This is a genomic window from Fundidesulfovibrio agrisoli, assembly GCF_022808715.1.
Classification (GTDB): Bacteria; Desulfobacterota; Desulfovibrionia; order Desulfovibrionales; family Desulfovibrionaceae; genus Fundidesulfovibrio; species Fundidesulfovibrio agrisoli.
Map to the genome: position 1 here is coordinate 1 of NZ_JAKZKX010000043.1, position 11,966 is coordinate 11,966.

10 protein-coding genes and 3 tRNA genes are annotated in these 11,966 nt (G+C 66.4%); 11 read left to right on the forward strand and 2 right to left on the reverse strand.

Features of this window, described 5'->3' with window-relative positions; translation table 11 throughout:
- Positions 1-202: 202 nt before the first annotated feature.
- Positions 203-1,144, reverse strand: coding sequence for a bifunctional riboflavin kinase/FAD synthetase (locus MLE27_RS17615; RefSeq protein ID WP_243313928.1), 942 nt, complete (start codon positions 1,142-1,144; stop codon positions 203-205).
- A gap of 137 nt (positions 1,145-1,281) precedes the next feature.
- Here MLE27_RS17615 and MLE27_RS17620 point away from each other — a divergent pair.
- From MLE27_RS17620 to MLE27_RS17630, 3 genes are all read left to right on the forward strand, one after another.
- Positions 1,282-1,368, forward strand: a tRNA-Leu gene (locus MLE27_RS17620).
- A gap of 129 nt (positions 1,369-1,497) precedes the next feature.
- Positions 1,498-1,584: transfer RNA gene (locus tag MLE27_RS17625), tRNA-Leu, on the forward strand.
- Between the two features lie 160 nt (positions 1,585-1,744).
- Entirely contained in the window at positions 1,745-2,242 is a 498-nt protein-coding gene (locus tag MLE27_RS17630) for a hypothetical protein (RefSeq protein ID WP_243313930.1), read from the forward strand.
- 129 nt (positions 2,243-2,371) lie between these two features.
- Here MLE27_RS17630 and MLE27_RS17635 read toward each other — a convergent pair whose 3' ends face one another.
- Positions 2,372-2,626 carry a hypothetical protein gene (locus tag MLE27_RS17635; RefSeq protein WP_243313931.1) on the reverse strand — a complete coding sequence of 85 codons (255 nt, stop codon included), beginning with the start codon at positions 2,624-2,626 and terminating at the stop codon, positions 2,372-2,374.
- Between the two features lie 191 nt (positions 2,627-2,817).
- Between MLE27_RS17635 and MLE27_RS17640 the strand changes: the two genes are divergently transcribed.
- The 8 genes from MLE27_RS17640 (at position 2,818) to pheT (ending at position 11,680) form a co-directional block, all read left to right on the forward strand.
- Positions 2,818-4,620 (forward strand): sensor histidine kinase, encoded by a 1,803-nt coding sequence (locus MLE27_RS17640; RefSeq protein ID WP_243313933.1) that lies wholly within the window; start codon positions 2,818-2,820, stop codon positions 4,618-4,620.
- A gap of 91 nt (positions 4,621-4,711) precedes the next feature.
- A tRNA-Val gene (locus MLE27_RS17645) sits at positions 4,712-4,786 on the forward strand.
- Between the two features lie 75 nt (positions 4,787-4,861).
- Entirely contained in the window at positions 4,862-6,799 is a 1,938-nt protein-coding gene (gene thrS, locus MLE27_RS17650) for a threonine--tRNA ligase (RefSeq protein WP_243313934.1), read from the forward strand.
- The gene (infC, locus tag MLE27_RS17655; RefSeq protein WP_243313944.1) at positions 6,783-7,313 is read left to right on the forward strand and encodes a translation initiation factor IF-3; all 531 of its coding nucleotides are present in this window, start codon (positions 6,783-6,785) and stop codon (positions 7,311-7,313) included. Before thrS ends, infC begins: the two co-directional genes overlap by 17 nt.
- A gap of 86 nt (positions 7,314-7,399) precedes the next feature.
- Complete coding sequence (gene rpmI / locus MLE27_RS17660) at positions 7,400-7,597, forward strand: 50S ribosomal protein L35 (RefSeq protein ID WP_243313936.1); 198 nt, start codon at positions 7,400-7,402, stop codon at positions 7,595-7,597.
- Positions 7,598-7,767: 170 nt separating this feature from the next.
- Positions 7,768-8,121 (forward strand): 50S ribosomal protein L20, encoded by a 354-nt coding sequence (gene rplT / locus MLE27_RS17665; protein ID WP_243313938.1) that lies wholly within the window; start codon positions 7,768-7,770, stop codon positions 8,119-8,121.
- Complete coding sequence (gene pheS, locus MLE27_RS17670; RefSeq protein WP_243313940.1) at positions 8,121-9,170, forward strand: phenylalanine--tRNA ligase subunit alpha; 1,050 nt, start codon at positions 8,121-8,123, stop codon at positions 9,168-9,170. The genes rplT and pheS overlap by 1 nt, the downstream gene beginning before the upstream one ends.
- A 110-nt stretch (positions 9,171-9,280) precedes the next feature.
- On the forward strand, positions 9,281-11,680 hold the full coding sequence (gene pheT / locus MLE27_RS17675; protein WP_243313942.1) for a phenylalanine--tRNA ligase subunit beta: 2,400 nt from the start codon (positions 9,281-9,283) through the stop codon (positions 11,678-11,680).
- Positions 11,681-11,966: the final 286 nt, after the last annotated feature.

Here is an 11,966-nt window from a genome sequence, read left to right on the forward strand (position 1 = left end):
CTGAGCCCCGGCCGTCGGACATATCGGAAGAATATCCTCGGCCGGGGCTCAGCAGGGCAGGCCACACAGCCAATATGGTTCGACGCGGGAGTGTCGCCAAGAAATCAGGATGGTTTCGCCACAAACGCGAAGCGGAAATGGATTGCAAAGGGAGGAACTCCCTTTGCCCGCCGGAGGCTATTACCTCCCGGCGCTTCTCCCTCTACAGGGCGGATTCCGGCGCGGCGAGTATCCTCTTGGCCAGCCGCACGTCCTCGGCGATGCGCGCCTTGAGCTCGTCGATGCCGGAGAACTTCTTTTCGGCGCGCAGGCGCTGGACGAAGTGCAGGTCCACCTCCTTGCCGTAGAGGTCGCCCGCGTAGTCGAAAATATGCGCCTCCACGGAGAGCGCCCCTCCGCCGAAGGTGGGGTTGGTGCCCAGGTTGGCCACGCCCGCCCAGACGTCCTCCCCGCGCGTCACCCACACGGCGTACACGCCGCCCTTGGGCAGGAGCTGGTCCCTGGCGTTGACGTTGGCCGTGGGGAAGCCCAGGAGCTTGCCGCCCCGGTCCGCCCCGTGGATGACCTCGCCGCGCACCCTGTGGAAACGGCCCAGCAGGGGCTTGGCGTCCCAGACGTCGCCCGCGCCCAGCATGTCGCGGATGCGCGTGGAGCTGACCACGGCGTCGTCCACCAGCACGGGGCCGAGGCGCTCCACGGCAAAGCCCAGCTCGCGCCCCAGGGCGGAGAGGGTGTTGTAGTCGCCCTTGCGGCCCTTGCCGAAGGCCCAGTCGTGGCCGATGATGAGCTCGCGCATGCCCAGCTCGCGCACCAGGCAGTCGCGCACGAAATCCTGCGGCTCCAGGGCGGCGAAGGCCCGGGTGAAGGCCAGGACCATGCAGGCCTCGATGCCGGTGGCGGCGATGAGCTCCAGCTTGACCTCGGGGGTGGTCAGGCGCGGGGGGTCGTTCTTGCCGAGGAGCACGCTGCGGGGGTGCGGCTCGAAGGTGAGGGCCAGGCTGACCACGTTCAGGGCCTTGGCGCGTTCGCGGGTGCGTGCCAGAAGCTTCTGGTGCGCCACGTGGACGCCGTCGAAATTGCCGATGGTGAGGCAGCATCCGTTGAGGACGCCTTCGAGTTCGTCGAATGTGCGGGCTACGATCATGGGGGGTTCCAGAGGGGCGGGATGCCCGCCCCTGGAGGTATCCGAAACGTGCGGCGGCATCAACCGAGTAAAAATCGCAAGGGCATAAAAAAGTGCTTGCCAAACACCCCGGAGGCGCATAGAAGCGTCTCTCCCGTGCCGAAGTGGTGGAATTGGTAGACACGCTAGGTTCAGGGTCTAGTGGGGGCAACTCCGTGGAGGTTCGAGTCCTCTCTTCGGCACCACCCTTTTCAGGTAAGGCCAGGCAGAAATGCCTGGCCTTCCTGCTTTTGCGGGGCAGGAAAAAATCGTCACAGACCCTGTGATTTCCTCTTGCCCCTCCCGCCCCTCGCTGATAAAAGCCTCTCTCCCACGCCGAAGTGGTGGAATTGGTAGACACGCTAGGTTCAGGGTCTAGTGGGGGCAACTCCGTGGAGGTTCGAGTCCTCTCTTCGGCACCAAGGAACATGCAAGGCCAGGCAGAAATGCCTGGCCTTTTGCTGTTGCGCCCCGCGAACCTTCAAATGTCACACGCGGCGCGGCCCTCGTCACACTCCCGTAACCACGCCCAGTGCCGGATTCCGTATCGTGCGCGCATCGTCAGCCCTGGGGAGGGATGCCATGCGCGAGTTTTCCGAGCCCGAAACCCTGCTGTTGCGGGTGGTGGACCAGTTCGACAAGGTGAAGAAATATCAGGGGATAACCCCCGAGGAACATACCGTCTTCCTTGACGGGAAGGCGGCTGAAAGGCTTCTGAAGGAAGGCGTGCTGGAGAAGGTGAAGCTCCGCTCCTTCGGGCAGAAGGTCAAGGGCGTGCGCTTCAGCGAAAAGGGCCGCCTGCTGTGGCAGGCCACCACCCAGGAGGAGCCGCCGTACCACCCCACGGCCACGGACAAGCTGGTCAAGGACGTGTACCTGGCCTCGCGCCTCTCCTTCATGGGGGAGGCTGTGCCCAAGTCCTACATTCTCAAGCACCACGCCAGGGCCAACCTGTACGACGCATTCGCCTCCGGCCTGGTGGCCAAGGTCCGGCTCACCCAGCCCCAGCGCGACGTGGTGCGCGGCTACGTCTGCACCCCGGCGGGCTACGCCTATCTGCGCGGAAACGACCTGCTCTAGCCGCGCCGCGCCAGGAGCGCGTTCATCCGGCCGTCATCAGCCACATCGGGTTGGCGGGCGTTCGTCTGCCGCGGCAGGCGCGGTCTGGCCTGAGGCTCCGGCCCGGGCGGAACGCCCCGGGCTGCGGGGCTAGTGCCTCGCGTAGCCCTTGGCCCGCATGCAGGCGTCCAGCAGTTCCTGAAGCCGGTCGGAACGGCCCTTGTCAGGCATGTTGCCGGTGGCCTTGGCCGCCTCCCAGGCGCAGTCGGCGTTGTCCTGCTCCTGCTGGGCGGATGTGGCCCCGGCGCGCTCGTAGCGGGGCTTGCCGCCGCAGCCGCCTGCCAGCAGGCAGGCCAGGAGCGCGCCTGAAACCATTGCCAGTGTGACCGGCCTGCCTAGCGCCATGTGAGCGCCAGGATGTAGATGGCCATGCCCGCCAGGGCGAAGATCGTGTCCGCACGTTTCATGCAGCATCCCTCCTTTTGGATTGTGAAGCATACTCCCTGCCCTGCGACGTATCAAGCGGTGCCTCGCCGCCGTTGCCCAAGCCCCAGGGATGCGTTATGCCATGAGCAAGCTCGCATAAGGATGCCGCCATGACCCGAAAGTTCGTCATCCTCGCCACGACGGCGCTCCTGATCCTGGGGGCTGTCATGTGGTGGATCGGGCAGCGGGCCCAGAACGAGCTGCAGGCCGTGGCCACGCGGCAATTCAACAACCAGCAGCTCATCCTGGCCCAGAAGGTCGCCCAGGACATCACCCAACACTTCGCCTACCTGCAGGGCAGCCTGCTGGAGCTGGCCAGCATCGGCCACAAACACCCCGAACTGTTGCGCACCCCGGAGCGGGCCATCCCTCCCTTCCTGGAGATCCTGCGCTCCAGCGACGTGCTGGCCATCGGATACTCGCCGCCCGGCTCCCAGGAGGTGACCCTGTTCGACGCGGACGGTCCGGTGGAGGCCCCCCTCGTGCTGGACTACGCCCCCTTCCTGGATTGGGCGGACGGCACCGCGACCACGTTCAAGGTGCTCTACGGCCCCTGCGAGGCACCCACTGCCGGGCCGTTCAAGGGCAAGACCATCGTGCGCATCGCCACGCGGTACTGGCCCGTGGGCACGACCCCCGACAGGCCGGGCACCCTGTTCATGGTCGTGGACGCCATGAGCGTGGCCCAGCGCTACGCCCACGACGTGCGCTCCGGCGAGACCGGCTACGCCTGGGTGCTGGACCAGCGCGGCATCTTCCTGGACCACTTCATCGCGGAATTCATCGGCAGCGACGCCGTGCAGGCCCGTATCGGGCGCGACCCGAACCTGGACTACTCGCGCATAGAAACCATCATGCGCGACCACATCCTCAAAGGGCAGGAGGGCGTGGACTGGTACGTCTCAGGCTGGCACCGCGGCGCGCGCGGGGAGGTGCGCAAGCTCATCGCCTACACCCCGGCGCGCATCGCGCCGGACCAGCCCCGCCCCCTGGTCTGGGGCGTGGCCGTGGTGGCCCCCGTGGAGGAGGTAGAGGGCATCATCGGCCAGGCGACAAGGCGCGAGATGCTCATGGTGGCCGCCTTCCAGGCCGTGGTCTTCATGGGCCTGGCCGTGACCATCTATTTCTCCATGCGCTGGTCCAGCGAGCTCAAGTCCGAGGTGGAAATCCGCACCAGCGAGTTGCGGGAGGCCCGCGACAAGATCACCGAGAACCTGCGCACCCTGCTGGACACGCAGGAGCGCCTGATCCGCTCGGAGCGCTTCGCCGCCATCGGGGAGGCCGCCTCGCACATCTCCCACGAGATCAAGAACCCGCTGATGCTCATGGCCGGGTTCGCCCGGCAGGTGCGGCGCACCCTGGACGCGGGCAGCAAGGAGCACGAGAAGCTGCGCATGGTGGAGGAGGAGGCCAAACGCCTGGAGACCCTCCTGATGGAGGTGCGGGACTTCACCCGCCCCTCGGCCCCCAGGCTCGAGCCGTTGGACCTGAACGCCACCGTGGCGGACACGCTCAAGCTCATGGAGACGGAACTGGCCGCGCGCGGGGTGGAGCTGCGCACCGAGCTGGCCGAAGGCCTGCCCCCCGTGCTGCACGACCCCGGCCAGTTGCGGCAGGTCATCATCAACCTGATCAAGAACGCGGCCGAAGCCATGCCCGAGGGCGGGCACGTGGCCGTGACCACCAGTCGCAACGGCGGGTCGGCCGAGATCATCGTGCGCGACTCCGGCCCGGGGCTGCCGCCGGAGCAGCTCAAGCTGATCTTCAACCCCTTCTACACCACCAAGGAGCGCGGCACGGGCCTGGGGCTCTCGGTGTGCTACCGCATCCTGCAGGACCACCAGGGCGACATCCGGGCCGCGTCGGAACCGGGCAAGGGCTGCGAGTTCACGGTGAGCCTGCCGGTGGGCTGAGTGAGTTGCGCGGAGGAAAAGAAAAAAGTCGTCACGGTTTCAGAAACCCCTTGACTTCGGAGCCGGGTTTGGGCATTTCTCACCTCCCTGCAGGACCGTAGCTCAGGGGGAGAGCACTTGCTTGACACGCAAGGGGTCAGGAGTTCAAATCTCCTCGGTCCTACCATTGACCTTAAGGGAGGCCCCGCCTCCCTTTTTTTCGACTTGGGAAGCCGTACGCCTCCCGGGATGGAGCGATATCGTGAACGTCCGCGTCGGTGATCAGACTGTTGAGGCACAGGCCGGCCAAAAAGTTGGGGAAGTGCTCGCCAAGGCGCTCTCCGGCAAGGCCTTCAAGAACACTGTGGTGGCTCGCTGCGGCGAGGCGCTTCTGGACCTCTACGCTCCGCTGCCCGACACCTGCACCGAACTGACTCCCATCCCCGCCGACAGTCCCGAGGGCGTCGAGGTCATCCGCCACTCCGCCGCCCACGTGCTGGCCGAGGCGGTCAAGTCGCTGTTCCCCAGCGCCCAGGTGACCATCGGCCCGGCCATCGAGAACGGCTTCTACTACGATTTCGCCTTCGAACGCCCCTTCACCCCGGAAGATCTGGAGCGCATCCAGGCCGAGATGGAGCGCCTGGTGGCCCAGGGGCACACCTTCTCCTGCCGCACGGTCTCCAAGGCCGAGGCCGAGGGCGTGTTCAAGGGCATGGGCGAGGACTACAAGCTCGAAGTGCTGGCCGACATCCCGGCGGACACCGTGTCGCTCTACACCCAGGGCGCCTTCACGGACCTCTGCCGCGGCCCCCACGTGCCCTCCACCAGCTTCCTCAAGGCCTTCAAGCTGACCCACGTGGCCGGGGCTTACTGGCGCGGCGACGAGAAGCGCCCCATGCTCTCGCGCATCTACGGCGCGGCCTTCGCCGACCCCAAGGAGCTCAAGACCTACCTCCAGCGCCTGGAGGAGGCCAAGAAGCGCGACCATCGCCGCCTGGGCGTCCAGCTCGACCTGTTCAGCTTCTCGGACGAGGCCGGCGCGGGCATGGCCATCTGGCACCCCAAGGGCGCGCTGGTGCGCACCATCATCGAAGATTTCGAGCGCAAGGAGCACCTGCGCCGCGGCTATCAGATCGTGCAGGGCCCGCAGATCCTCAAGCGCGAGCTTTGGGAGCGCTCCGGGCACTACGACAACTACCGCGAGAACATGTATTTCACCGAGATCGACGAGCAGGCCTACGGCATCAAGCCCATGAACTGCCTGTCGCACATGCTGATCTACAAGTCCCGCCTGCGCTCCTACCGCGACCTGCCCCAGCGCTACTTCGAGCTGGGCGTGGTGCACCGCCACGAGAAGTCCGGCGTGCTGCACGGCCTGCTGCGCGTGCGCCAGTTCACCCAGGACGATGCGCACATCCTCTGCCGCCCGGACCAGCTGCAGGACGAGATCATCTCCATCATCACTTTCGTCAAGGACGTGGTGGGCCTGTTCGGCTTCGAGTTCGAGGCCCAACTCTCCACCCGCCCGGAGAAGTCCATCGGCTCCGACGAAGCCTGGGATCTGGCCACCAACGCCCTGATCCAGGCCATGAACGCCGCCGGACTGCCCTACACGGTCAACGAGGGCGACGGGGCTTTCTACGGACCCAAGATTGACATCAAACTCAAAGATGCTTTAGATCGCCGGTGGCAGTGCGCTACGATCCAGTGCGACTTCACCCTGCCGGAGCGCTTCGACCTGACCTACACCGGCCAGGACGGAGAGAAACACCGGCCGGTCATGCTGCACAGGGTCATCCTCGGCGCGGTCGAACGGTTCCTGGGTGTGCTCATCGAGCACACGGCGGGAGCCTTTCCCACGTGGCTGGCCCCGGTGCAGGCGAGAATCCTCACCGTCACCGACGCGCACGACGCCCACGCGCAGTTCGTGCTGGAGCGCCTGCGGGATGCGGGCATCCGCGCGGAGGCCGACCTCCGCAACGAGAAGCTCGGCTACAAGGTGCGCGAGGCCCAAATGGAAAAAATCCCCTACATGCTCGTCATCGGGGACCAGGAGCTCGAAGCGCGCGGCGTCAACGTCCGCCTGCGCTCGGGTGAGAATTTAGGACTTATGGGAGTGGACGACGTGGCCTCGAAAATCCTCGAGGACTGCCAGGCCCCATTCAAACGAGGAGGAATGCGCTATAACTTCTGCCAGTGACGCCGCACGCTGCAACCATCAGATCCGCGCGCGCGAAGTGCGGGTGATCGCCGACGACGGCTCTCAGCTGGGCATTCTGCCCACCAGCGAGGCCCTTCGCCTGGCCCAGGAGAAAGGCCTGGACCTGGTCGAGGTCGCCGCTGCCGCCGATCCTCCGGTCTGCCGGATCATGGACAATGGTAAGTTCAAGTACCAGCAGCAGAAGAAGATCCAGGAAGCCAGGAAGAAGCAGACGGTCATCCAGGTCAAGGAAATCAAAGTCCGGCCCAAGACCGACGAGCACGACTACCAGACCAAGCTCAAGCACATCCGCCGCTTCCTGGAAGCCGGCGACCGCTGCAAGGTCTCGGTGTTCTTCCGGGGGCGCGAAGTGGTCCACAAGGACCGCGGCGCCAAAATCCTCGAGCGCATCGTGGTGGACCTGGGCGAGCTGGTCAAAGTGGAGCAGGAGCCCCGCTTCGAAGGCCGCGTCATGAACATGATGCTCGCCCCGTCGGTGAAGAAGAAGCCATAGCGCATCACATATCACGCAGGTTACGGCGTGCCGCCCGCTGCGGGTAGAAAAAGCCCGGAGCGGGCAGTATTTTCAGGAGGACGACAATGCCTAAGATGAAGACCAACAAGTGTGCCGCGAAGCGCTTCAGTGTCACCGGCACCGGCAAGTTCCGCCGCCGCAGGCAGAACAAGCGCCACATCCTGACCAAGAAGACCGCCAAGCGGAAGCGCCAGTTGTCGCCCTCGGCCATCGTCGACAGCGCCAACGAGCGTGCCTGCCGGCGGATGATGCCTTACGCCTAGCCTGAAGGCCGCCAACGGACGCAGGGCCGCCCCTGCGACTGGCCGGACTCGTCCGGCTGGCCTGAGGGATATGGCTGCTTCGGCATCGGCGGCTTCGAGAGCTTTTCAATTTCGGGAGACGGCCCGTCCGGCGAACACGCCGCGAGCCTTGCTCCAAGGAGGACGAAACCATGCGCGTTAAACGCGGATTCGCTGCCCACAGGCGGCACAAAAAGTATCTGAAGATGGCCAAAGGCTTCGTGGGCGCCCGTTCGGTGCTCTACGAAACCGCCCGTGAGAACGTCGAGCGCGCCCTGGCTTACGCCTACCGCGACCGCAAGGTGAAGAAGCGCGAGTTCCGCAAGCTGTGGATCATGCGCATCAACGCCGCCGCCCGCGAGAACGGCATGAGCTACGGCAAGTTCATCCACGGCCTGAACCTGGCCGGGATCGAACTGGACCGCAAGGTCCTGGCCGACATGGCCGTGCGCGAGAAGACCGGCTTCGCCAAGCTGGTCGAGATGGCCAAGGCCAAGGTGAACTAGTGAGTTCAGGCCAGGCCCTCATCGAGGAGCTGACCGCCCTGGCCGGGGAAGCCAAGAGCATCCTCGGCCGGGCGGATTCCTTCGATCAGCTCGAAGAGCTGCGCGTCCTCTTCCTGGGGCGCAAGGGTCGCCTGGCCCAGATCATGGCCAAGCTCCCCGGGCTCACCCCCGAGGAGAAGCGCGACGCGGGGCAGGCCGCCAACTCCGTCAAGGAGTCGCTCACCGCGCAGTACACCCTGCGCCTCGAGGCCCTCAAGCGCGCCCAGGACGAGGCCATGCTCGCCGGGTTCGACCCCTCCCTGCCGGGACGCGCGCCGTCCTTGGGGGGGCTGCATCCTCTGACCATCGTGTCGGAGGAGATCACCAGCGCCTTCCAGAGCATGGGCTTCGAAATCGTCTCCGGTCCCGAGATCGAGACGGATTTCTACAACTTCGAGGCCCTGAACTTCCCTCCCGAGCACCCCGCCCGGGACATGCAGGACACCCTCTACATCGGGGACAATGTTCTGCTGCGCACGCACACCTCGCCCCTGCAGGTGCGCACGCTGCTCTCCCGCAAGCCCCCCGTGGCCGCCATCGCGCCGGGCAAGGTCTACCGCCGGGACTCCGACCTCACCCACTCCCCCATGTTCCACCAGATCGAAGGCATCCTCGTGGACAAGGGCGTGACCATGGCCGACCTGCGCGGCACCCTGACCTTCTTCGTGCACCGCATCTTCGGCCCCGACACCCTGGTGCGCTTCCGCCCGAGCTTCTTCCCCTTCACCGAGCCCAGCGCCGAGGTCGATATCTCCTGCGTCATGTGCGAGGGCAAGGGCCACGTGAACGGCCAGGCCTGCCGCGTGTGCAAGACCACCGGCTGGGTGGAGATCCTGGGTTGCGGCATGGTGGACCCCAATGTGCTGAAGGCCGTGGACATCGACCCCGAGGTCCATTCCGGCTTCGCCTTCGGCATGGGTGTGGAGCGCGTGACCATGCTCAAGTACGGCGTGGGCGACCTGCGGCTCTTTTTCGAAAACGACGTCCGTTTCCTGGGCCAGTTCGCCTAGCGGCCTTGGCGCGCCATGCGCCACTCCGAAGGCGGGCTTACTCGATCATGATGGCTGGATAGGCCGGAACCCGACGATCGGGCCGGAGCTCTCCGCCGGAGGCTTTGCATATGCTTCTCTCTCTGAACTGGCTGCGTGAGTTCGTCCCCTACGAGGGCCCCGTCGACACCCTGGCCGACAGGCTGACCATGCTCGGCCTCGAAGTGGAGGGCGTCAGCCGTCCCTTCTCCGCCGCCGCCGACGTGGTGGTGGGCCACGTGCTCACCCGCGAGAAGCACCCCGACGCGGACAAGCTCTCCGTCTGCACCGTGGACGTGGGCGAGCAAGCCCTCCTGCAGATCGTCTGCGGCGCGCCCAACGTGGCCGCCGGGCAGCGCGTTCCCGTGGCCAGGATCGGCACGGTCCTCCCCGGCGGGCTGACCATCAAGAAGAGCAAGATCCGCGGCGTCGAATCCTTCGGCATGATCTGCTCCGAGTCGGAGCTGGGGCTGGCCGAAAAATCCGAGGGCATCCTGGTGATCGAGGGCGAACCCGCTCCCGGCATCACCCTGGCCCAGGCCATGAACCTGGACGACACCATCCTGGAGATCGGCATCACGCCCAACCGCGCGGACTGCCTCTCCATTCTGGGCCTGGCTCGCGAGACCGCCATGGCCTTCGGCCTGCCGCTCTCCATGCCCCGCTTCCAGCTGAACGAATCCGGGGAGGACGCCACCTCCCTGGTCTCCGTCAGCATCGAAGACCCCAAGCTCTGCCCGGTCTACCGCGCCCGCGTGCTCAAGGGCGTGGCCATGGGGCCGAGCCCGGCCTGGATGCGCTACCGCCTCACGGCCATGGGACAGCGCCCGGTGAGCAACATCGTCGACGTCACCAACTACGTCATGCTGGAGCTGGGCCAGCCCCTGCACGCCTTCGACCGCAACCTGCTTGCGGGCGGGCGCATCGTGGTCAAGCGCGCAACCGACGGCATGCGCTTCACCACCCTGGACGGCCAGGAGCGCACCCTCACCGGCAGCGACCTGCTCATCTGCGACGCCGAGAAGCCCGTTGCCCTGGCGGGCGTCATGGGCGGCGAGAACACCGAAATGAACGCCGCCTCCACCGAGGTGCTGCTGGAGTGCGCCGTGTTCAACCCGGCCACCATCCGCAAGACCGGCCGCCGCCTGGGCATTTCCAGCGAGTCCTCCTACCGCTACGAGCGCGGTGTGGACCAGCCTGCATCCCTTTTCGCCATGAACCGCGCGGCCGCGCTCATGGCCCAGGTCTCCGGCGGCACGGTGCTCCCCGGCGTGGCCTGCGCCGAGCCCGCGCCCTGGGTCAGCACGCCCCTGGGCTTCCGCCCGGCCCGCGCCACCGCCCTGCTGGGCGTGGAGGTCACCCCCGATTTCTGCCGCAAGACCCTGCTGGGCCTGGGCTGCGAGCTGGAGGCCAAGGCCTCCGAAGCCTGGACCGTCACCCCCCCGCCCGCCCGGCTCGACCTGGAGCGCGAGGTGGACCTCATCGAGGAGGTGGGCCGCGTCTACGGCATGGACCGCATCCCCGCCGTTATGCCGCGCATGGTCAAACAGCTTCAGATCACCGACACCCTCGGAGCCGAGGTGCCCTTCCTGCGCCGCGTCAAGGCCTGGGCCGCCGGCGCCGGCCTGCGCGAGACAGTGAACTACTCCTTCGTGGGACAGCAGGAGCTGGACCTCCTTGGCCTGCCGGACGAGGGCCGCGTGCCCGTGGCCAACCCCCTCTCGGAAGACCAGAACGTCATGCGCACCGCGCTGGCCCCGGGTCTGCTCAAGTCCGTGCGCCACAACCTGAACCAGGGCAACATGAACCTGCGCCTGTTCGAGGTGGCCAAGGTCTTCCAGGCCGACAAGGCCAGCGAGACCACGGTGCGCGAGTCGCACCGCCTGGCCCTGGCCCTGCACGGCGCGCGCTTCGCCGCCTTCCCCTGGCCCGAGGAGAAGGCCGACTACTCCGACTTGAAGGGCCTGGTGGAGAACCTGCTGGGTTCCCTGGGCCTGGGCGCGCCTGTGTGCGCGGTCAAGAAGGATCACCCCTGGCTGGCCCCCTGCGTGGAGATTTCCTACGGCGGCCGCGCCATCGGCGAGATGGGCCGCGTGCTGCCCGACGTGGCCGAGAGCTTCGGGGTCAAGGCCGAACTCTGGATGGCCGAGATCGACCTGGAGGCCCTCATGGCCCTGCACGAGGGTCGCTCCATCCGCTTCCAGGGCCTGCCCAAGTTCCCGCCCTCCCGCCGGGACATGACCCTGGTCATGCCCGCCGCGCTCTCCGTGGCCTCGGTGCTGGACGCCGTGGCCGGGCAGAAGGTCGCCATCCTGGAGGACGCGGCCGTGGTGGACCTGTTCGTGCCCGAAGGCGGCGCGGAAAAGAACGTGACCTACCGCGTCACCTACCGCCACGCCCAGCGCACCCTGACCGACAAGGACGTGGACAAGGCCCACAAGGCTCTGTGCGACGCGCTCACCGCCGCCCTGCCCGTCAGGTTCCAGCAGTAAAGAGGATTATTTCGCCTCCGGCAGCCAAAGGGCTGCGCCCTTTGGAATCCCATACCGCTTCGCGCTGGCTGCGAAACAATGACAAATCAAAGGACCGGATGGCTGATCGCCACCCGGTCCTTCTGTTTTCCTGCCCAGCTTCAGTGACGCGTCTGACGTGGTGGATGCCTCCACCTCGCCAAAGCGTCTTCCTGATTTAGGGTCTCCAACCGCCCTGAGACAGTGTGTCAGCGCCCCAGCCCTCCGCGCGGCGCGGCCCCCGGATATTCTTCCGATATGTCCGGGG